The organism is uncultured Sanguibacteroides sp., from assembly GCF_900543425.1.
Taxonomy (GTDB): Bacteria; Bacteroidota; Bacteroidia; order Bacteroidales; family Marinifilaceae; genus Gabonibacter.
Genome location: NZ_UQRQ01000005.1, coordinates 1 through 21,737, shown reverse-complemented (window position 1 = coordinate 21,737; position 21,737 = coordinate 1). Strand labels below are relative to the sequence as shown.

At 40.9% G+C, this 21,737-nt stretch carries 21 protein-coding genes and 1 tRNA gene; 7 read left to right on the top strand and 15 right to left on the bottom strand.

Features of this window, described 5'->3' with window-relative positions:
- Positions 1-7: 7 nt before the first annotated feature.
- Entirely contained in the window at positions 8-1,087 is a 1,080-nt protein-coding gene (locus tag QZR76_RS03725; RefSeq protein ID WP_294140525.1) for a trypsin-like peptidase domain-containing protein, read from the top strand.
- A gap of 80 nt (positions 1,088-1,167) precedes the next feature.
- Complete coding sequence (locus QZR76_RS03720; protein ID WP_294140523.1) at positions 1,168-1,440, top strand: hypothetical protein; 273 nt, start codon at positions 1,168-1,170, stop codon at positions 1,438-1,440.
- Here the strand turns inward: QZR76_RS03720 and QZR76_RS03715 are convergent.
- The 6 genes from QZR76_RS03715 to mtaB form a co-directional block, all read right to left on the bottom strand.
- The gene (locus tag QZR76_RS03715; RefSeq protein ID WP_294140519.1) at positions 1,391-2,287 is read right to left on the bottom strand and encodes an AraC family transcriptional regulator; all 897 of its coding nucleotides are present in this window, start codon (positions 2,285-2,287) and stop codon (positions 1,391-1,393) included. The two genes, QZR76_RS03720 and QZR76_RS03715, sit on opposite strands and share 50 nt — an antisense overlap.
- Before the next feature lie 195 nt (positions 2,288-2,482).
- Positions 2,483-3,382, bottom strand: a complete 900-nt coding sequence (locus QZR76_RS03710) for an AraC family transcriptional regulator (RefSeq protein WP_294140740.1) — start codon at positions 3,380-3,382, stop codon at positions 2,483-2,485.
- 321 nt (positions 3,383-3,703) lie between these two features.
- Positions 3,704-3,788, bottom strand: a tRNA-Ser gene (locus QZR76_RS03705).
- 42 nt (positions 3,789-3,830) lie between these two features.
- Entirely contained in the window at positions 3,831-5,174 is a 1,344-nt protein-coding gene (nhaA, locus tag QZR76_RS03700; protein ID WP_294140517.1) for a Na+/H+ antiporter NhaA, read from the bottom strand.
- A 61-nt stretch (positions 5,175-5,235) separates the two neighbouring features.
- The gene (locus QZR76_RS03695) at positions 5,236-6,270 is read right to left on the bottom strand and encodes an NAD-dependent epimerase/dehydratase family protein (protein WP_294140515.1); all 1,035 of its coding nucleotides are present in this window, start codon (positions 6,268-6,270) and stop codon (positions 5,236-5,238) included.
- A gap of 139 nt (positions 6,271-6,409) precedes the next feature.
- The gene (mtaB, locus tag QZR76_RS03690) at positions 6,410-7,723 is read right to left on the bottom strand and encodes a tRNA (N(6)-L-threonylcarbamoyladenosine(37)-C(2))-methylthiotransferase MtaB (RefSeq protein ID WP_294140514.1); all 1,314 of its coding nucleotides are present in this window, start codon (positions 7,721-7,723) and stop codon (positions 6,410-6,412) included.
- A gap of 210 nt (positions 7,724-7,933) precedes the next feature.
- On the opposite strand from mtaB, the gene ispF reads away from it, so the two are divergent.
- Genes ispF through lgt form a run of 3 tightly spaced genes read left to right on the top strand, consistent with a single transcriptional unit; the run spans position 7,934 to position 10,400 of the window.
- Positions 7,934-8,413 carry a 2-C-methyl-D-erythritol 2,4-cyclodiphosphate synthase gene (gene ispF, locus QZR76_RS03685; RefSeq protein ID WP_294140513.1) on the top strand — a complete coding sequence of 160 codons (480 nt, stop codon included), beginning with the start codon at positions 7,934-7,936 and terminating at the stop codon, positions 8,411-8,413.
- Position 8,414: 1 nt separating this feature from the next.
- Positions 8,415-9,557, top strand: coding sequence for a lipid-A-disaccharide synthase (gene lpxB, locus QZR76_RS03680; RefSeq protein WP_294140511.1), 1,143 nt, complete (start codon positions 8,415-8,417; stop codon positions 9,555-9,557).
- A 24-nt stretch (positions 9,558-9,581) separates the two neighbouring features.
- Complete coding sequence (gene lgt, locus QZR76_RS03675) at positions 9,582-10,400, top strand: prolipoprotein diacylglyceryl transferase (RefSeq protein ID WP_294140509.1); 819 nt, start codon at positions 9,582-9,584, stop codon at positions 10,398-10,400.
- A 107-nt stretch (positions 10,401-10,507) separates the two neighbouring features.
- Here lgt and QZR76_RS03670 read toward each other — a convergent pair whose 3' ends face one another.
- The 9 genes from QZR76_RS03670 to QZR76_RS03630 all read right to left on the bottom strand — a co-directional run bounded on the left by QZR76_RS03670 (position 10,508) and on the right by QZR76_RS03630 (position 19,052).
- Positions 10,508-11,983, bottom strand: coding sequence for a hypothetical protein (locus tag QZR76_RS03670; RefSeq protein WP_294140506.1), 1,476 nt, complete (start codon positions 11,981-11,983; stop codon positions 10,508-10,510).
- 141 nt (positions 11,984-12,124) lie between these two features.
- Positions 12,125-12,946 (bottom strand): twin-arginine translocase subunit TatC, encoded by an 822-nt coding sequence (tatC, locus tag QZR76_RS03665; protein WP_294140504.1) that lies wholly within the window; start codon positions 12,944-12,946, stop codon positions 12,125-12,127.
- Positions 12,943-13,149, bottom strand: coding sequence for a twin-arginine translocase TatA/TatE family subunit (locus QZR76_RS03660; protein WP_294140502.1), 207 nt, complete (start codon positions 13,147-13,149; stop codon positions 12,943-12,945). The genes tatC and QZR76_RS03660 overlap by 4 nt, the downstream gene beginning before the upstream one ends.
- A gap of 12 nt (positions 13,150-13,161) precedes the next feature.
- Positions 13,162-13,674 (bottom strand): ECF transporter S component, encoded by a 513-nt coding sequence (locus QZR76_RS03655; RefSeq protein WP_294140500.1) that lies wholly within the window; start codon positions 13,672-13,674, stop codon positions 13,162-13,164.
- An 11-nt stretch (positions 13,675-13,685) separates the two neighbouring features.
- Positions 13,686-15,575, bottom strand: coding sequence for a TonB-dependent receptor (locus QZR76_RS03650; RefSeq protein WP_294140498.1), 1,890 nt, complete (start codon positions 15,573-15,575; stop codon positions 13,686-13,688).
- Entirely contained in the window at positions 15,572-15,988 is a 417-nt protein-coding gene (locus QZR76_RS03645; protein WP_294140496.1) for a DUF1893 domain-containing protein, read from the bottom strand. Before QZR76_RS03645 ends, QZR76_RS03650 begins: the two co-directional genes overlap by 4 nt.
- Positions 15,989-16,047: 59 nt before the next feature.
- Positions 16,048-17,526, bottom strand: coding sequence for a 4Fe-4S binding protein (locus tag QZR76_RS03640; protein ID WP_294140494.1), 1,479 nt, complete (start codon positions 17,524-17,526; stop codon positions 16,048-16,050).
- Positions 17,527-17,878: 352 nt separating this feature from the next.
- Entirely contained in the window at positions 17,879-18,442 is a 564-nt protein-coding gene (locus tag QZR76_RS03635) for a flavodoxin (RefSeq protein ID WP_294140491.1), read from the bottom strand.
- A 70-nt stretch (positions 18,443-18,512) separates the two neighbouring features.
- Positions 18,513-19,052 carry a flavodoxin family protein gene (locus QZR76_RS03630; protein ID WP_294140489.1) on the bottom strand — a complete coding sequence of 180 codons (540 nt, stop codon included), beginning with the start codon at positions 19,050-19,052 and terminating at the stop codon, positions 18,513-18,515.
- Between the two features lie 345 nt (positions 19,053-19,397).
- On the opposite strand from QZR76_RS03630, the gene QZR76_RS03625 reads away from it, so the two are divergent.
- Positions 19,398-20,513 carry an MBL fold metallo-hydrolase gene (locus tag QZR76_RS03625; RefSeq protein ID WP_294140488.1) on the top strand — a complete coding sequence of 372 codons (1,116 nt, stop codon included), beginning with the start codon at positions 19,398-19,400 and terminating at the stop codon, positions 20,511-20,513.
- A gap of 29 nt (positions 20,514-20,542) precedes the next feature.
- Complete coding sequence (locus tag QZR76_RS03620; protein ID WP_294140485.1) at positions 20,543-21,547, top strand: DUF362 domain-containing protein; 1,005 nt, start codon at positions 20,543-20,545, stop codon at positions 21,545-21,547.
- Positions 21,548-21,737: the final 190 nt, after the last annotated feature.

Here is a 21,737-nt window from a genome sequence, read left to right as displayed (position 1 = left end):
AGAGAACATGGAACAGAATATATTTAATGCGGTTTATAAAGTAAATCATGCCGGAGGTGCCGGTAGTTGTTTTTATCTAAAAGGATATGATTTATTTGTGACGAACTATCATGTTGTCGATGGATTTCAGCAAGTGGCTATACAAGATAATGATAAAAATCGTTTTTTGGCTAAAGTGGTTTTGGTGAATCCGGCTTTGGATATTGCCTTGTTGAACGTGGAGGGGGATTTCTCGCATTTACCGGATATCGTTTTTGCGGAGACAGATACGATACCTATCGGGCAAAAGATCAATGTTGCCGGTTATCCTTTCGGAATGCCTTTTACCGTGACGGAAGGAACCGTCTCTTCTCCTCGCCAGTTGATTCATGATAAGTACTATATCCAAACGGATGCAGCTGTTAATCCCGGTAATAGCGGGGGACCTATGTTTAATGACCGAAACGAGGTTGTTGCTATTACAGCCAGTAAAATAACCGAGGCCGATAACATGGGTTTCGGTATTCCGGTAACCTGTCTGAGACAGGTGTTGGAACAGGTTGCCGATATGGATCGAACGGTGTTTAATGTACAGTGCGGGAGTTGCGACGAGTTGATTTCGGAAGAGGACGAGTATTGTCCTTCTTGTGGAGAAAAATTACCGGAAAATATCTTTAAAGAACAGGGACTGACAGACTTGGCTGTTTTTTGTGAGAAAGCGATCGAAAGCATGGGGATAAATCCGGTTCTGGCGCGGGTCGGGTATGAATGTTGGACATTCCATAAAGGAAGCTCGGAGATTCGTATGTTTGTTTATCAACGTTCCTATCTTTTCTGTACGTCGCCTATTAACATCCTTCCCAAGAAAAATCTGGAACCCGTGTTAACCTACCTGTTAAATGCGGATGTGAAACCTTATCAATTGGGGTTGGACGGTAATCAGATCTATATCTCTTATCGTATTCATATTTCGGATATATTTTCCGAGTACGCGGATGAGATACAGGAAAATATTACGAATCTGGCTTTTAAAGCTGACGATTTGGATAATTTTCTGGTGGATACATACGGATGCGAGTTGTCGGAATACGCTAAAAAGGATGCTTAAATATAATATATCCGGAGGTCACTTGATTTCCGGGTATTAAATAAATAATAGCTATCTTTGCAGGACAAAAGATAGTAATTATGAAGATAAGTAAATTAACTCGACGTGATTACATCAAAGCCTATCGCAAAGCAAGCCGAGAGGCCGAGATTGAACATCACACTCGTCCGATCAATTTTAATCGGGTACACAAATCGAAAAAGGTCTATGACCGCAAAAGGATAAAGGCAGGCGATAAAAAGGGCTTGCCTTTTTTCATGTTTCCCGATAGTGTACCATCCTTGGCAGATTTACCAAAGATTTTTAGCTTACTGTCCGATATTCGTTTGGTGTGGAGCCAACGAGATTCTTGAACATACGACTCAAATGGTGAGGGTACTTAAATCCCAAAGAATAAGCGATTTCACTGACAGATTTGTTACTTTCTATCAATAATTCTTTAACTTTGCTGATAACGGTCAGTTGTATATGTTCTTGTGCCGATTTGCCTGTCTCTTTTTTTATCAGATCGCCGAAATAGTTAGGTGATAGATGTAATTGATCGGCACAATACTGTACGGAGGGCAGTCCGATGGTTTGAGGTTTATCCGAATCGAAGTAAGCGGAGAGCAATTCCTCAAAGTTTTCCAGTAGACCACGGTTTACGGCCTTCCGTATGATAAACTGACGATCATAGAAACGTACGCAATGATTGAGCAGAACCTCGATGTTGGCGGCAATAATCTGTTTGCTGTGTTTATCGATAGAGTGTTCTAATTCTTCCTGGATTTCTCGAAAGCAGTTGAGTATGATCTGACGTTCCCGTTCTGACATGTGTAAGGCCTCGTTTGATTCGTAAGAGAAAAAGGTATACTCCTTTATTCGTCGGGCCAGAGATGTTCCGTAGAGTAAATCGGGATGAAAAATCAAAGCCCAGCCTTTGGGATTGCGGGTCTCTCCGCCGTCGTCTATGCCTGCTACTTGTCCCGGTGCCAGAAAAACGAGAGTACCTTCCTGATAGTCGTATTTACTGCGACCGTACAAGAGTGTGCCGCAATCGAGTTCCTTGAGAAATATACAGTAAAAGCCGAAATTTTTGCGGCTGTGCTCGAGTACCTCGAGTGTTGAAAAATCGACCACGCTCACCAACGGATGCAAGGTCTCCACACCCAACATATTGTTGTAATCCTGAACTGTCTCTAATTTAATAATTTCACTCATATTTATTGCTTTTGGTTTATAACAAAAATAAGGATTTTATATGAAAAAACATAGATATTTTTTATAACCCGTAATTTTGGTTCGTAAATCTGTAACATATGTTCATGTATTATCAATAAGCGTTTTAGTATCGGATTGGGGTATGGATGTGAGTTCCTATCTTATTACGAATAAAAGTGAGATAATAATTATGATTTAATATTTAGACCTGTACTCGTTGGGACTATAACCTGTTAATTTTTTGAATAACCGACTAAAATACGGAGAAGAAGAGAAACCTAACTCTTCGGAGATCCTGACAATTGTTTTATTGGTTCCTGACAATTGTTTTTTGGCCATGTCTATACGCTTGAGTTGAATATATTCGTGCATAGTCTTACCGGATTCATGCTTCAACAGATCTTCAAAATAGACCGGGGATAGATGGAGTAAACCGGCGCAATAGTTGGTCGAGATCATGTCTCTGACACTTATCCGATCATCCAGAAAATGGTGATTTAATATTCGCTCTACTCTTCTTAGGAGATTTTCGTTTGCTTTATGCCGCGTAATAAATTGTCGGTCATAGAAACGTATGCTATGGTTTAATAGTAGCTCTATTTTGTTTATTATCAATATATTGCTGTAATTATCGATAGGACAATGAATTTCTTCATTGATTCTTTCCATACAAGTGTGAATAGTTCGTTTTTCGCGGGATGAAAGATGAAGGGCCTCATTCTGCTGATATAAAAAGAATGTATAATCTTTCATACGTTGCCCGAGAAATGTTCCTTTTATCAGATCCGGATGAAAGGTCAGCAAATACCCGTTTGAACAAAACATCTCGTGATTTCTTTCGATATCGACGGGTACACCGGGAGAGAAAAAAAGTAGAGTTCCGTCCGAATAGTCATAATATTGTCGTCCATAGGCAAAGCTGTTACATCTACATTCTTTCAACCAAACGGAATAGAAATTGAATTGTAATGAGGCCTGTTGTTTGTCGTTCACTTTTGAAAGGTCGATAACACTTACTAAGGGATGTAATGTCTTTTCCCCAAGAAAGGTATTGCATTGATGTATCGTATCTATCTTCACCGTCTCTTTTTTCATCATCGAGCATTTGTTCCGAACAAAATTAACTGCTTTCTTCTATACTTGTTTCTCTATCTTTTTAAAACAGTAATTTTGGTACAAACATCCGTAATTTATCTACGGTAGGAGGGTTCTTAACAGCGTGAGAGTCATTTTTCAGATTTGTGATTTTCTATACCCGTTCGATGTACAACCTACACTTTTTTATACGATTGGAATGTTAATTGAAAATGATTAACATACTTTTTGAACACTATCCAGACACTTCGTTCGAATCCCTGGTGGGTATTTTGTGTACAAAAAAAGAGTCAACAGTTTTAGTTGACTCTTTGTGTTCAGCGGAGAGACAGGGATTCGAACCCCGGGTGCCTCGCAGCACAACGGTTTTCAAGACCGCCGCAATCGACCACTCTGCCATCTCTCCGGATGCAGGTGCAAATATAGAGGTTTCCGTTTATTTTGAAAATTATTTCTCTCTTTTTTTTTCCAGAACGTATTTTAAGATAAGGTAACCACAGAGTCCTGCAAATAGAGATCCTCCGATGATTCCGATTTTTGCTTGATTAAGAAGAGTGGCTCCAATTTCTGGAATTCCCGCGTAAGACAGATTTGCTATAAATAAAGAGACTGTAAAACCGATACCGCCGATCATAGATATACCGAGTAAAGAACCTTGATTCATACGATCCGGCATGGAAAGCCAACCGGTTTTGACAGAAAGGTAGGTAAATGAAAAAATACCGATTAATTTACCTAAAACCAACGAGATGAAAATAGTAATGGAGACCCCATGTAATGAGGCAAGGGAAAATCCTTCAAAAGAAATACTGGCATTGGCAAAGGCGAATAATGGCATAACAACGTAGTTGATAAGGGAATGCAAATCATCGTCCATCGCTTGAAGGGGACTGATTACTTTGTCTGAAGCCGATTCTATGCTTTTTAGAATGGACAACTCCGAATTGGTGAGTATCAGATTATTGGAGTTTTCTCCTTCCGGCAATCTTTTTAAACTTTCCCGAATGCTATTCACGTATTTGTATATACGTAATTTTGGTCGGGCAGGAACCGTGAAGGCCACGATTACTCCGGCAATAGTAGGATGAAGGCCCGATTGGACAAACAGATACCATACCACAATGCCGAGAAAGATGTAGAACAGTTTATTATAGATACCTGCTTTTCCTCCGATATACAGCAGTAGGATAATGCCTGCCGCGGCTATAAGGAATTCCGAGATCAATTGCTGGCTGTAAAAAACGGCAATGACGATAATCCCTCCGATATCGTCAACTACGGCAAAAGCTGTTAAAAAGATTTTAAGGCTTAAGGGTACTTTCTTCCCGAGTAAAGAGAGTACGCCTAAAGAGAAGGCTATATCGGTAGCCATGGGGATCGCCGCACCTCTGGTTGCCGGTCCGGGTTCCCCGATCGACATGAACAGGAGGACGGGAACGATCATTCCGCCACATGCGGCGATGACTGGCAGTAAAGCTTTTCTGGGAGAAGATAACTCACCAACCAAGAGTTCCCGTTTAATCTCTAATCCTACCGAAAAGAAAAAAATGGCCATTAAAGCATCATTGATAAAGGCTAATAAAGTCATGGAGCCTCCGTCATGCTGCTGAAAAAGATTAAAACTTCCTATATTGAAACTGACCTCTTGTGAAAAAAAATGGTTATAATATTCTTTTAATGGAGAGTTGGCTATTATCATGGCCAATAACGCCACGAACAGAAGAATTGCCCCGCCGTTGATTTTTGCCTGAATCAATCTACGTGTAGAAAACTTCAACGTGTCCTTAAACATACCCTTCGTTTTATATTAGAGGTAAGGCAAAATTAATAATTCTTAATATACTTTCAAATGTTTAATGCTTTTTCTGGTTTACAAAATGGGATTGAGAAAACCACTCTGCAAACCGTTGTATTCCTGTTTCAAGAGAGATGGTAGGAGTGTAATTATAATCTTCCTGTAACCTGGTAGTATCTGCCCAGGTTTGATAAACGTCTCCGGGTTGCATCTCCATAAAAACCTTTTTGGCCTCTTTCCCTAAATTTTTCTCCAGTACATGGATAAAGTCCATTAATTTCACCGGTTCACCTCTTCCGATATTGTATATTGTTGCTGGTGTACCGGGAAAGTCTTCTCTTTTTATTCCGGGAGTTGTAATTATTTTTTCCATTCCGGTGATGATATCATCAATATAGGTGAAATCCCGGGATAGATGACCGTTATTAAAGATTTTAATCTCTTTATTATTTGTAATGGCGTTGGCAAATAAAATGGGTGCCATATCCGGACGTCCGTACGGACCGTATACCGTAAAAAAACGAAGCCCTATGGTTTGCAATTTATACAAATACGAATAGGTATTAGCCATTAATTCATTGCTTTTTTTAGTAGCGGCGTAAATGGATATCGGGTGATCTACCTGATCGTCTTCCCGGAATGGGACGGAGTGATTGTTTCCGTAAACAGAGGAAGAAGATGCATAGACCAATTTTGGACATTGGAATTTTCGACAGGCTTCCAATAGATTTAGAAAACCGACAATATTGCTTTGGACATAGGATTCGGGATGAGTAAGACTGTAACGGACTCCGGCTTGTGCTGCTAAGTTTACGACACAATCAAAACGATGATCGGTAAATAGTTTTGTTAATCTTTCTGTGTCACATAAATCCATTTGGCAAAAAGTATAACGCGAGTCTATTCCGGATCCGATTTCTTTACCGTATTCATAATTTTTAATTCCACATGCCTGCAGTCTCTCTTCTTTTAAAGTTGTATCATAATAGTTATTAACGGAGTCAATGCCGTAAACGGTATGATTCTCGTTTAAAAGTCTTTTTGCAAGGTAAAAACCTATGAATCCTGCTGTTCCCGAGATTAATATATTCATGCCTTCTTGTTTCAGATTCTAAATTGTCCGACAAAATTATAAAATAAAACAGAAATAAATTATTATAGACGGGTTAAATACATCTGTTTTGTGTCGGGAATAGGTATTTTTTTACGAGAGAACGGAGTACTTCTGAATGTCAATAATGAATGAGTTGGATTTTTCCTGTAAGATTTCCGTTTTCGTTGACTTCTCCTAATTTAACCGGAACGATTTGATTTACCAGCGTACGGTCGAATGGGAGTTCCACTCGAATGTAATTATCCGTGAACCCACCGATAGAACCGTCCATTTCATTCTCTTCAAAAAGTACCGGACGAGTTTGTCCTTGAAATGATTGATAAAAAGATTGGAGTTTTTGTTCCGAAATATCCAGTAAAAGGTTTACTCGGCGGTGCTTTTCTTGGGTGGAAACGGCTAACGGAATATCCAGGGCTTTTGTCCCGGAACGTTCCGAGTAGGGGAATACATGGAGTTGAGAGATGTGTAATTCGGAAATAAAATTTCGGGTATCTTCAAAAAACATTTCGGTTTCTCCCCGCATACCGGCAATGACGTCCACCCCGATAAAAGCGTCGGGTAAAATAGATTTGATTTTTTCGATTTTTTCAGCAAAAAGCTCCCGACTATAACGTCGTTTCATGAGTTTCAATACTTCATTGTTCCCGGATTGTAACGGTATGTGGAAATGTGGCATAAAATGTTTGGAAGCGGCAACAAATTCAATGATATCATCCGTCAACAAATTGGGTTCTATGGACGAAATCCTAAATCGGGGCATTTCTTCCAATTGATCTAATGCTCGGAGTAATTCGAAAAACGATTCTCCGGTATCCCGGCCGAAATCCCCCGTGTTGACACCTGTCAGTATGATCTCCTTTATATTTTTATCAGCTGCATTGCGAGCTGCTTCCAAAACATCTTTTATATTGGCGCTCCTGCTTTTTCCCCGGGCGTAGGGAATGGTGCAATAGGTACAAAAGTAGTCACATCCGTCCTGAATTTTCAGAAAACAACGGGTACGATCTCCGTAAGAATAGGCCAGATCGAACTGTTCGATTTTGAAAATATCACAAGAGTGAGGCGGAATGGATTCTTGGGTTTCGAGATGTTGTAAATAGTGAGCGACATTGAATTTGTCCCGAGCCCCGAGTACCATGCTTACCCCTTTGATATTCATGATTTCTTGGGCTCGAAGTTGGGCGTAACACCCGACGACGATAATATAGGCTCCCGGGTTGCGATGGATGATTTTCCGGATCATCTGACGTCCTTTTTTTTCTGCAATATCAGTAACGCTACATGTGTTTATCACGAAAATGTCAGCTCCTTCTTTTTCTCCTACCGTTATGGTTCCAACCTGTTCCAGGCTATGTTTTATCGTTGAAGTCTCCGAAAAATTCAGTTTACAGCCCAAGGTGATATAGGCTACTCTCTTCCCTTCAATAAGCATCGTAATCTTTATTATATGATTGTAAATCTTCCTTCTATTACGCAACAAAAGTAATGATTTTATGGTTAAAAACAGAGGCATTTATGTTTAGCCGTAGGAATTGAAATGAAATATTTGTTATTTTGTCTTTTCGTATTTATATCCTTCTCTTTATGTTTCGGAAAAATGAGGGAAGCGTTATAAAATATGCAATGAATAAACTTAATTATTATGAAGATAAAAACGGGTTTTGGAATAGATGTACATCGTTTGGCCGATGGAGAAGAGTTTTGGTTGGGAGGGATTAAATTGGAGCATGAAAAAGGATGTGTCGCCCATTCGGATGGTGACGTTTTGATTCATGCTATTTGTGATGCGTTGTTAGGTGCTGCCGGATTGGATGATATTGGTTCTTATTTCCCGGATACCGATCCGGCTTATAAAGGAATTGACAGTAAGATTTTGTTAAAACGGACCATTGATATGGTAAACACGAAAGGGTATACTATCGGTAATATCGATTGTGTCATTTGTTTGCAACGACCTAAAATTAAATTGCGGGTATTGGAGATGCGGGAATGTTTGGCCGAGATATTGGAGATGGAGGTGGAAGATCTGACCATTAAGGCAACGACCACGGAACATTTAGGGTACGAAGGCCGGGAAGAGGGTGTGACCGCTTATGCCTCGGTATTGATGATAAAGTTATAATATGAAATATTACATTATTGCGGGAGAAGCATCGGGAGACTTACATGCTTCCAATTTAATCCGAGGATTAAGACAGGAAGACCCGGAAGCCGTTATACGGGGATGGGGAGGAGATTTAATGAAAAATGCCGGTTGCGAGATCGTACGTCATTACAAGGATACGGCTATCATGGGATTTCTTACAGTACTGAAGAATTTGGGAAAGATAAAAGAGAATATTGAAGCTTGTCGTCGGGACATATTGGCATGGAATCCGGATGTGGTTATTTTGGTCGATTACGGTGGTTTTAATTTGCGGGTGGCTAAATTTATTAAGGCGGCCGAGATTCCCGTGTTTTATTATATCTCTCCTAAAATATGGGCTTGGAATACGGGGAGAGTTAAAAAGATCAAGCAATTGGTAGACAGGATGTATGTAATCTTTCCCTTTGAAGTCGATTTCTACAAGCAATTCGGTTATACGGTACAATACGCGGGAAATCCGTTGGTGGATGCCATTCATGACAGAGACCATAAAGAAGAGGAGTACGCGGATTTTATTCAGGTCAACCGATTACCCGATAAACCGATTATTGCTTTATTGGCAGGAAGTCGGTCACAAGAATTGAAGCATGTCTTACCTAAAATGTTATTGATGGTAAAGCATTTTCCCGATTACCAGTTTGTGATAGCGGGGGCTCCCTCCATGAGCGATACGGATTATGCTCCCTATATAAAAGATATGGATATCAGAATCGTATACGGGCAGACTTACCGGTTGTTGAAGCAGGCACGATGTGCTTTGGTAACTTCCGGTACGGCCACGCTGGAGACGGCTATATTAAAGACGCCTCAGGTCGTTTGTTATAGTGGAGAGGGTGGAGCCTTCAGTTATTTTCTTTTTAAAACTTTCGTGAAGGTAAAATATATCTCTTTAGTTAATCTGATTGCCGGAAAAGAGGTTGTTCGGGAGTTGTTGATGCAGAAGCTGAACGAGAGGAATCTGTTGAAGGCTTTGTCGGCAATATTACCGGATGGGTATGCGAGGGATGAGATGTTACGGGAATACGATGAGGTAAACCGACGTTTGGGAGATGCGGGTGCCTCCGAACGTTTTGCCCGTATGATGATCCGGGATTTAAAAGAGTTGAAAGGTTGCGGATAGAGTTATTTTTGTAATGGATTATTTATGTTGAATTATGTAAATTGGGATATAGATCCTGTTTGGTTTAGTATCGGCGGGGTTCAAATCAGGTATTACGGCCTTCTTTTTGCCGCGGGTGTATTTGTCGGGGCAAAATTAGTGAATGATATGTATCGGATAGAACACCGATCGGATCAACAGTTCGGACGCTTGTTTATGTATGTTTTTGTGGGAATCGTTTTGGGGGCGAGGTTAGGACATTGTTTATTTTACGATTTTGATTATTTTTCTTCTCATATAGCAGAGATCTTTTTGCCTTTTAAGATAGATGACGGAAGGTTCGAGTATACCGGTTACCAGGGATTAGCGAGTCATGGTGGGGCTTTGGGCATTTTAATAGCGTTAGCAATTTATTGTTATCGTTATAAGTATAATTACTTGGGAGAATTGGATAAAATCGCTATTGTAACCCCTTTGGTGGGTGCATTTATAAGATTGGCCAATTTCATGAATTCCGAGATTATAGGGAAGGTAACAGATTTACCTTTTGCCTTTATTTTTAAAAGAGTGGATATGCTACCGAGACATCCGGCTCAGTTATATGAGGCTTTTGCTTACTTACTTATATTTGCTTTGCTATGGATGACTTATAAGAGGGATAGGGGACAAGTGTCGAACGGATTCTTTTTTGGTTTGTCCATAGCCCTTATTTTTACGGCCAGGTTTTTAATTGAATTCGTAAAGATTAATCAGGAATCTTTTGAAGAGCATATGTTGCTGAACATGGGACAGCTGTTAAGTATCCCTTTTATTCTGTCAGGGGTTGTTTTGTTTATGCTGAAACGTAAAAAACAGGTAACCTGATCTCTCCTCGCTATCGGATAATCTACGAAACAATCTTTTTTGTGATGTAAAAATAATCAGGTATTGTGGTCAGGCGGGTCTAAATCCGGAAGGATACAGGTCTCACCTTAGTCATATGACATGGATTTTGGTGTTAACGGTGTCGGCGGAGTCGGTGGAGCCGGAGATTCTGGTGGATTAGCAAGCCGGTGAAGTTCGCGGTAAGAGTACGTGTATTTTTTGCCTTCCGGATCTCTTACCGTTAGTTTTTTGGCGTTTTTCAAAAATGCTTCTTTCAAAGCATGATTTAAAACTTCTCTGCAATACTCCTGCATGATTTCCGTATATCGACTTTTAACATTGTAATTTTCCAAGAACAAAATGCAGGTGAATAACATCTTTTCTCTGAGTATGCCTTGTGACATAAGAATACTTTCGTTAGAATCTTTAGGTTGGCAAAGGTAGGTCAGGTTGGCAATTGCCTGTTTGTTTTCAGGATATTGTTTATAAGCCAGCCAATAAGCCAGTATGGCTTTTTTATTTTCTCCGGATGTGCCGTATGCATTACCGTTCATTACCGAAATTCGGGAAAGTAATGTGTTGTCCGGTTGTAGCTGTGTTTCGACTTCCTGAAAAATCTGGAGTGCTTTGTAGGGATTTCCGGTTTGAATTAATGTCTCTCCATACCTTAGGGCAACGTCGAGATCCGTGTGGTTACCTTCTTCATCCATGAATAGTGAATCTGCTCGGGCAAGCCATTTCTCGGCTTGTAAAAAGCGTTTTAATTGGAATAGAGTTAATCCGTAATATTTGCAAGTTACGCGGGTCGCTCTTCCTGATTCAGCTAATTTGGTAAATATCGTATCACACTCTTTGTAGCATTTGTTGAAGTATTTTAATATTCCCCGACCTTGTGCCAAGGCCAGGTAGTTCGGATTATATCGAATTGCCGTATCTGCCAAAGCGATGATTGTATCCATGAATTCAGGCCAAATTTTTTTATCTTTACGTATGGTATTGATCGCTTTTAGAGCGATTCTTCCGTTGTTTTTATCCTGTTCGAAAGCCCGGATATAAAAAGACAGAGCATCAGCAATAAGGCCCAATTCGTTCGTGCAATCTCCCAGACTGGCAAGCAATGAGGTATTGGTTGAATCTACGGTCAATAACCTCGTATAAACCTGTATGGCTTCAGGGTAGTCCTGGATCTGCTGGTAAAGACGGCCTAAAGAGAGGTTGATGACGAAATGTAGTGAGTCTTCCTGTGACAATTGTTCATAATATTCCAATGCGGTTGTTTGATGCCCGGCCAGATTAGCCGATCGGGCCATAGCCAGTTTGGCATCTTGGTTTGTGGTGTCGTTGGAATACCATTTTTTGTAGTATTGATAAGCATTATTATAGCGCATCAATCCTTCGTTAGCCTTGCCCGCGTAAAAAAAGAGGAAGGGAGATTCTATTCCCGTACCGAGTAACGAATCGATATAAATAGTTGCCTCTGAGTATTTACCGGTTATGATCAAGTTTTTGATTCTATTGTCCGAATGTTGAGCGGAAAGAGTAAGGGTACAACAAAATCCTATTAAAGTGAGTAATCTTTTCATAACAGCGGTTTTAGTAGGTCCGATTTATTATTAGCACTTTTAGCAAATATATGAAATAAAAATCGGAATAACTACTTTTTTAGTTTATAAATTGCTGATTTATTATCAATCGCAACAAATAAACGGAGAGGAGTAGGGCGTTTAACTGTTATTGTTTGTCTTAATCTTCTTTGGAACAGTCCGTTTTACAAGTAAAATACTTATTTCATAAAGTAAACACATGGGCATGGCTACCAGCGAGAGGGTGAATACATCCGATGTAGGTGTGATAATAGCGGCAATGACGAGAATGATCACAATCGCGTGTCGACGGTAGTGTCGCATAAATGGAGCGGAGATAAATCCGAATAGGGCGAGTAACCAGCATAAAATAGGAATTTCAAAGACGATCCCCATCATCAGGTTCATCATTAGCAAAGTATCCATGTACGATTGTAACGAAATCATATTTTCAACTTCATTGCTTACTTGATAGGTACCGAGGAAACGAAAGGTCAGCGGAAAGATTAACAGGTAGTTTAGTGCTACACCTATTATGAACATAGCATAACCTCCGCCGACCATTCGTAGTGCATATTTTTTTTCTTTGGAGTATAAAGCGGGAGAGACAAAACGGAACAGCAGATACAAGATATAAGGAGAAGCACAAAGTATACCTGCATATAGGGCTGTTTTTACGTGAATAATAAATTGTTCTGCTAATCCCGTATTTATCAGTTTGACGGAAAAGATTCCGGAATTTGCATCTGACAGAGATAACCAACTACTCATGAGATTGAATATCCTGTAGGTGATGAAATCATCTTGTTTAGGTGCCAGAATAATGGTGAACAGTTCTTCTTTGAACAGGAATGCCACGATTCCGCACACGATCGTTACTGCTGCTATCTTTAGCAGGTAAACTCTTAATTCATCCAGATGTTCCCAGAAAGTTTGTATTTTACTGCCGTCGGTTTCGTTCATGGTTTTGGTGTCTCTTCTTTTTCCGGTTTTGTTTTTTCACTTGTGGTTTCAATACCGTTCATTCCTTCTTTAAAGCTGCGTACCCCTTTACCGATTCCTTTCATCAGTTCGGGAATTTTTTTCCCCCCGAAAAATAGTAAAACGACAAGGATAATAAACAGGATTTCCTGTGTCCCGATTCCGATAAGTAATGGTGTAATCATGGTGTTGAATGTTTATTTGTTAATTAAATGTTTGATAAATAGGTATCCTCCGAAAATTTGTAAACCGATACCGGGTAGTCCGATACGCAAGTCCTGTACTGCCCGGGAAAAGTCTCCTACGAGAAGCCATTCCCCCAATATGCCGATGAACTGGTAGGAAAATACTACCAGGATTAGAAGGGGTAGCGAAATATATTTGAAGCGATGAGCACACCATCCGGCAATCACGGCTAATAATATGGATTTCATCAGGATGGCGGGTAATGCTACCGGAAGAGGCATTCCGAAGAGCAGCGAATTGATAGTCGGGGAAAAAACGGCGGTGAGTAATCCGACTTTCCAACCGTATTTATAAGCTCCGATAAGGGTAAAGAAGTAGATGGGAAGCCAGGTAATACCTCCTTGAGGAAGCAGGTGGCATAGTTGTGGCAGGACTATATTGCCCAGTACAAATAGGGTGGTTACCAGGTAGGTTTTTGCCTCGTTGTACGGTAACGAGTAAAGTTTTACGGTTGTTGTTTTCATATTCATTTATGTTAAAAATTGAAATTCATTCCCCCCATAAACGTGGCTTTGGGCATCGGATAGCCGATATTGACTTCATAGCTTTGTGCAAGCAAGTTTTCTCCGCGAACGAAAAGATCTGCAAAATGGAAGACCCGATAACTTCCCCGCATATTCCATAGTACAAAGTTTTCTTTTTTCTCGGAAGGTTTAACCGTTGTGTAAAGTCCCTGAACATACATTACTCCTGTCGATATATTCCATCTCCCCCGGGCAAAATCTGCTCCGGCATATAGCTTATGTTCGGGAGCTGCTATAACCGGATGTACCATTCGTAGCCAGCTGTAATTGGCTGATATATTCCAAGACGGATTCAGCCGGTAAACCATATTTGTTTCAATTCCCCAGTTTTCGATCTTTCCTGTATTGATATTTCTGCGACGGTTGTCTTCCATGACTACGGTTTGAATGGTGTTATCTCCGTTGATATAGAAAAGATTTATTCCATATGACAAAGTGTTTCTCATCAGGCGTTGGGACCAGGAAAGTTCATAGTTTATGATTCGTTCGGGCTTAAGGTCCGGGTTTTGGGAACCGAACATATATAGTTCACGAAGCGTCGGGTTTCGAAAACCTTTGCTCATCATGGCTTTTAGTTCGGCGTTTTGTCGGAGTTGCGCACTCAGTCCGACCTGAGGAATCCATTCTGTTCCGCTTTGGGAATGGTGATCTACCCGGACTCCCGCGTTTAAAGTAAAAATTCTTCCGATGGACTGACGAAAATCCATGTATCCGGCTATTTCATTCTCTGATTTGTTGACGATATCCGTGCGGTCACCATTCAAAAATTTATTCCATGCTTCACCTCCGATATGTTGATAATCCACTCCGACGGTTATTCGGTTACCGGTAAATAGCGTGGCACTTTGATACCAAGTGAGGCCTAACATCTTATCCGTGGAATGAAACCGGTAATTTAAGGGTTCTTCTTCACGAGAATAGCCGTCGTTAATTCTATGGCGTCCCCAATTATAATAGAATTTCAGGGCTCCCGACGTACGTTTGTAATTATTTTCGAGAGAGAAAGAGGTTACACCACGAGTAATCCGTGAATCATTGTCGAAAACGGGAGAGGTCGTTGTACCGGGATTAGAAGTATTATAATGAGTCAGGTTTATATCCGCGAATAAATTCCAGATACGACTTAGTTCGTATCCCAGTTTGGCATAACCTCCGTATTGCTCAAATTCCATATCAGAACGATGTCCGTCGGTCCGATTGTAAGAACCGGTTACCAAGCTGGTAAAGCGTCCCTGCCGGATTTGATTGGAGACCTCGGTCGTTAAGGTGTTGTAAGAGCCGTAACTTGCTCTTGCATGGTTTTTTATGCCATTATCCCGTTGTTTACGAGTGACGATGTTAATGACACCACCCATAGCATTTGAACCGTATAAAACGGATGCGGGACCCCGTACGACCTCTACTTTCTCGGCTAACATGGATTGGTAGGCATCGGCCAGCGGATGGCCCATTAATCCCATGTATTGCGGGTGACCGTCTATTAATACCAGTAAGCCGGTTGTCGGACTGCCTCCGATACCCCTCAAGCTCATGCCTCCGGCGGCTCCTGTGGATATGCCGTATCCCATAATACTCCGGCTTGTAGTGAAAAATCCCGGTATCTGTTCGGTTAGTATGGGTAGCAAAGATTGTTCATACCTGCGTTCGATCTGATGCCGTCCGATTACCGATATACTCATGGGTAAATGCCGGATATCCGTTTCATTGCGCGTACCCGTAACGACGACTTCATCTATGGCATAGTTTCTGGTCGTACGCGTACTGTCTTTTCGGGATTGTGCATTTGATCCGATGGAGAGTAACAGGTTAATTATTAGTATACAAATTATATTCTTATTCATTTTCTAATATTTGATATAAAATTCTGTATAATAGGGAAGATATCTTTCGTCGATTTGATCTCGAAACAAGCCGATTCCAGCGGGCACCATCCGGTTTTATCCCGATTTTCAATGAAAGGGACAAGTTGTCCGAAGTCTACCTGAATGTCTGTATTTTGTAATAGTTCCAGGGCCGATTGGCTGATAATATCCGCATATACTTGTTGTATGTTTCCCAATATCATCAACGTGGCTGCCGCTTTGCCTACAACTTTATCTGCAACGATAGCTCCCTGAAGAAAAGAGACGTCTTGTTGAAGTAAGTCGTATAAATCCGCTATTCCGGGTTGTTTGAAAGTACGGATCGACCCGTTATTGGCAATTACGCAGGAATATTTGCCTGAATGCAGTATGTGAATTAAGTTTGCGGTCATCGTGTTTCTTGCTTCAATTGTGTGGTAAATGGGTTCATTTTTTACTAATATGAAGTATGTTATACAATTCGGTGCGACTGGTGTCCTTCCACGTAAATAGCGCTAAAAGGTCGTGCCGGGCATAAATACTCACAGGCTCCGCAACCGATGCAGCGTTCTGTATTCACTACTGGAATCCGAAGTGAGGTTGATATGTTCGGATCGGAGGGAACCATTTGTATAGCCTCTGTCGGACAATGGCGGGCACAGTTGCCACAGTTAACTCCGTCAGTCAGAGGAACACAATTTTCTTTTATCCATACGGCGTGACCGATTTGGACAGCCGATTTATCCGCCGTGGTAATCGGATGAATTGCCCCGGTAGGACAGATTTCCGAGCATTTGGTACATTCCGGACGACAATAGCCTCGCTCGTACGACATTTCGGGTTGCATGAATGTAGAGAGAGCGTCAGAGGGACGCAATACATGATTCGGACAAACCGATACGCATAGCTGACAGGCCGTACAATGCTTAGTGAAATTGCGTATACTCAGGGAACCGGGAGGAGTGAGGGAAGTGGTACGGTCTGGAATTTTTTTATCTTCTATAGTGGCTAAGCCGCCGTCTACTTTTTTCTCTTGAGCTTTTAGTGCTGTGCTTGTTGCAAACAGGGCCGTTACCGTGAGAAAGTTGCGACGAGCCTTGTTGATCTGTTGATCTCTGTTTTCGATTTTAACCGTGTTGGGGCGTACGTATTTGATGGCGTCCCGTTTACATATTCCCAGACAGTCCATGCAGGTTACGCAACGGCTGTAATCAATTTCGTGCTTTTGGGAGTCGATACAGGATGCTTTACAATTGCGGGCACATAAACCGCAACTATTACATTTGGAGGTGTCTATTACAGGTTTGAAAATGGAGTAACGAGATAAAAATCCGAGTAGGGTGCCAATAGGACAAATTGTGTTGCAATAACTACGTCCGTTCCGCCATGCCAATAGAGCGAGGACGATAAAAGTCGTGATTGCGATACCTAAGGTCGCTGCACTTTTCATCCATATTTCAACGGAATAAAATGTATAGTTGTTTATTCTCTCGGCTCCATAAGCCAATAGGTTATTTCCCCATTGCCAAAGGGGAGCGAATAGATTAGAAACGATACGACCGTAGGCACTGTAAGGAGCGAGTAGTGCGACCAACGAGTTGATACCTGCAAGTAAGGCGATGATAAACACGGCTAATATGCCGTATCGTAGCCAAGATAAAGCGGGTGAATAGCGGAACCGATTCTTCTTTTGTTTTCCTGCCAGCCAGGAAATGACATCTTGAAATATACCGAGGGGACAAATGACGGAACAGTAAATACGTCCGAATACGAATGTCAGTATGATAAGAGATAGCACCACACCAACATTCCATGCCAGTAGAGCCGGCAGAAATTGTATTTTGGCCAACCAGCCGAACCACGTATGTAACGTTCCTGTAAAATCGAGGAATAGCAGGGAGATGAGAATTAAACTCACGATGGCAATTGTTAGTCTGATAGTACGTAACATGGTGTATGTTTTTTAAGAGTAAATATTAGTTTACCGGAAAATAGGTCTGCACAATTTTCCTGTGGATAATTGTTTTTGCATCTTTTTTCCCCGGTTCTGATGTATTTAGGGAATTGTATTGTGTTTCCTGTTTTATTCATTAAATACTTGGTCGTATTGATGTTGATACAAAATTAATGAGTTGAAAGGGTATGTTTTGTATACAGATTACAGAGAGTTATACCAATTTTACTGATTTGATTTTTATATGAAATAGATTTGGGGTGGGCCTAAAAATAGGCGGTAAATTGAATTCTAAAATTCTCTTTCCGCCTACACGAGGGATATACACTCACCCTTTTGGTCCATCCCTTTATTTTATAATTCCGATTTCATGCAGCCATTTTTCTACTTCCTCGCGTGATGATTTTGCCTTTTCTCCATTGGTTAAAAAACCTTTTTTGTGCTCGTATTTATCGGTATGTTTTATGAAGTCTGTAAAGCAATTCTGCTCACCGCCACCTCCGTGGGTACAGAACGGAATAAGGATTTTTCCTGAAAAATCATAACTTTCGATAAACGTCAATATAGGCATAGGCATTGTTCCCCACCAGTTCGGATAACCGATAAAGATCGTATCATACTGTGCTATATTTTCGATTTTGTTTTTAAGAGCTGGACGAGCTTGATTTTCTTTCTCTTTTTTTGCGACGTCTGTACATGCACGATATTCTGCAGGATAGGGTTTTGTTACTTGAATCTCAAATAAGTCTCCACCCGTAATCTCTTTGATATGATTTGCTATTGCCCGGGTATTTCCACTACGAGAGAAATAGACGACTAATACTTTTTTCCCGGTCGAAGTTTTTTGGGCCTCTGAATTTGTGCTGAATATTGCCATAACCATCATGATTGATATTAAACTTTTTGTGACCATCTTTTTTGTTTTAGGTTTATATTCTTTTGATAAAAATTTTTGTCCTATTAGTTCGAGGAGATATTTGTCATTAAATATTTTTACCTGTTTCGTAGGCTTCTTTTAAGACAGGTTTGTGCTCTATTTCGCCGATTTTCCATACTCCCGTACCGTAAATAGCCCCTTTCTCGACGGCTCCGTTCAGGCAATCCAAAAAGCCTCGAAATCCTTCCAGAGTACGCTCCATTGCCTGTTTATTCGTGTCTGCTGCCGTGACAATGAAGTAGAATTCTTTGTTGTTGATTTCCGTGTAACGAGCACAGGTACGGTCAATCATTGTTTTCATTTGAGCACTCATCGTATAGAAATAGACAGGAGTGGCCATGACAATCACGTCGGCGGTAATCATCTTCTCTACAATCTCGGCTGCATCGTCCTTCTGCGGACAGGGCTTTCCGTACATGCTACAAATACCGCATCCTGTACAGTAATGAATAACTTTATCCCTTAGAAATATCTTCTCTGCCTGGTGACCTGCTTCCTTTGCTCCTTTTATTAATTCATCGCACAACGAGTCGGAATTTCCGCCTTTTCGCGGACTTGATGATAATACCAGTATTTTTTTATTCATATGTTTAAATTTATTTTATAGGTAAATAGATGATTTTAATATGGTATTGTTGTTTTGTCATTGTATTCGTACGCTATTTTGTATGACAAAATTAGGTCGGATAAATCGAAATGCGGGTATATGGATTACGGATTGTTATACCAATATTACCGATCACCGAATTGATAAAGGATAATATATAAAGGAGAGGACGGGTATGAAGCAAAACGTCAATAGGTCATAACGTTATAAATGTTTGTTCGGTTTTTATTTTTGATCTGTAATAATGGTAGGAATATCTGTAATTGGTATACTCATTGTCTTTTGTTTTGCGTTTATATTTGTATCGAATAAATAAAATAATAGATGAGAATAATACGTATGACGCTGACTATTATTGTATCGGTTGTTATAGTACTTGGTATTATAACTATGATAATACTGAATCATCCCAGTTTCGGTAAGGCTCCAAACGGGAAACGCTTGGAGCGTATAGAGCTGTCGCCTAACTATCGTAACGGACAGTTTCAGAACCTTACCCCAACACAACAGATGACTTCGGATAGGGGAAAGTTGGCTACGATGTGGAATTTCCTCTTCGATAAGCGGGAACGGCTGAAACCTCAAAAATCACTTCCCGGACAAAAGCAAGATTTACATCGCTTGGATCGTAAAGAAGACGTATTGATATGGTTCGGTCACTCTTCCTATTTCATTCAGGCGGACGGTATCCGTTTTTTAGTAGATCCGGTTTTAACCCATGTTTTTCCAGCATCGCTTATGTTTCGACCTTTCAAGGGTTCTGATCTTTATACCCCGGACGATATTCCTGATGTGGACTATCTCATTATTTCGCACGATCACTGGGATCATTTGGATTACGAGACGGTAAAGCGTATTAAGCAGCGGGTGGGGAAGGTGATTTGCGGATTGGGAGTGGGAGAGCATTTTGAGTATTGGGGATACGATAAAGATCGTATTATCGAATTGGATTGGGAAGAGAGTATCAGACCGATGGAGGGGATGCGAGTGCATTGTTTGCCTGCTCGCCACTTTTCGGGCCGCGGGCTTTCGCCTAATGGCACTTTATGGGCTTCTTTTATGTTAGAAACTCCGACACAGCGGATTTTTATTGCCGGAGACGGGGGATATGATACCCATTTTGCAGAAATCGGTAAGAGATTTCATCCGATAGATCTTGCTATTATGGAAAACGGACAATACAACAACGACTGGCGATACATTCATCTATTGCCTGAGGATTTGGTGAAAGCTATTCAAGAGTTAGATGCCAGACGGGTATTTACGGTACATCATTCCAAGTTCGTTCTAAGTAGACATACGTGGGATGAACCTTTGAATAACATCTCTCGGGCGGCTACCCAAGAGGGTATTGATTTGCTTACGCCGATGATAGGCGAAAAAGTTTATTTTAAAGATACCACACAAGTATTTACTGAATGGTGGAAAGAGGAGAATTGATATTTTAGAACCTAATAATAAAAATCGATATGAAAAAAAGTGTATTTACATTAATGATTGCGGTCATACTGCCTTTTTCCGTGTTTAGTTCTTCCCGGGAGGATGGAGAAAAGCAGACTTCTCGGGAACAAAATTCTGATAAGCGAGAGGCTGCAACGAAAAAGACGGCTAAGGTGTATATGACTAAAGAGATTACTCCACAGAGTCTTAAACGTATTTACGAAGCTTTAAATTGTCCCGCAACCGGAAAAGTTGCTGTCAAGTTGAGTACCGGAGAACCGGGAGGTAACAACTATCTGAAACCAGCATTGGTCGGTGATTTGATAAAAACCGTGAACGGTACGATTGTCGAGTGTAACACGGCCTATGGTGGAGGACGGGCAACGACGGAAGCCCACTTGAAGGCAGCAGAGGATCATGGCTTTACGGCAATCGCACCGGTCGATATCATGGATGCAGAAGGTGAAATTCGTTTACCGGTCGAAGGGGGTAAACATATTACCGAGGATATTGTCGGTTCACATTTTCAGAATTATGATTTTACCTTGGTCCTTTCGCATTTTAAAGGACATGCTATGGCCGGTTTCGGAGGAGCTATTAAAAATATATCTATCGGTATTGCTTCTTCTGGCGGTAAACTTCTTATTCATTCGGCCGGAAAGAGTACTACCAGCTGGGGAAATCCGCTTCAGGATGATTTTCTGGAAACGATGGCTGAGGCTGCTAAGGCCGTTGCCGATCATTGTGGCGATAAAATTATTTATATCAACGTGATGAATAACCTTTCGGTTGATTGTGATTGCGATTCCAGTCCCGCCGACCCTCAAATGAGTGATATAGGGATTTTAGCTTCACTCGATCCGGTAGCCCTGGACAAGGCTTGCGTCGATTTGGTTTATGCCTCTTCCGATCATGGACGGATTCATTTGATAGAGCGTATGGAATCGCGCCATGGAATTCATACGTTAGAGTATGCGGAGAAGATCGGACTCGGGAGTCAAAAATACGAATTGATATCTTTGGATGAAAAATAGTAATTCGAGTAAGTGTTGGTGATAATTAAATAGAAAGCCCGTCTCACTCTTAAAGAGTCAGACGGGTTTTTGATTATATTTTAAAAACCACCTAAAACAAATAAAGCACCTACTTTCGTAAGTGCTTCATTCAGTGAGCGGAAAACGGGACTCAAACCCGCGACCCCCAGCTTGGAAGGCTAGTGCTCTA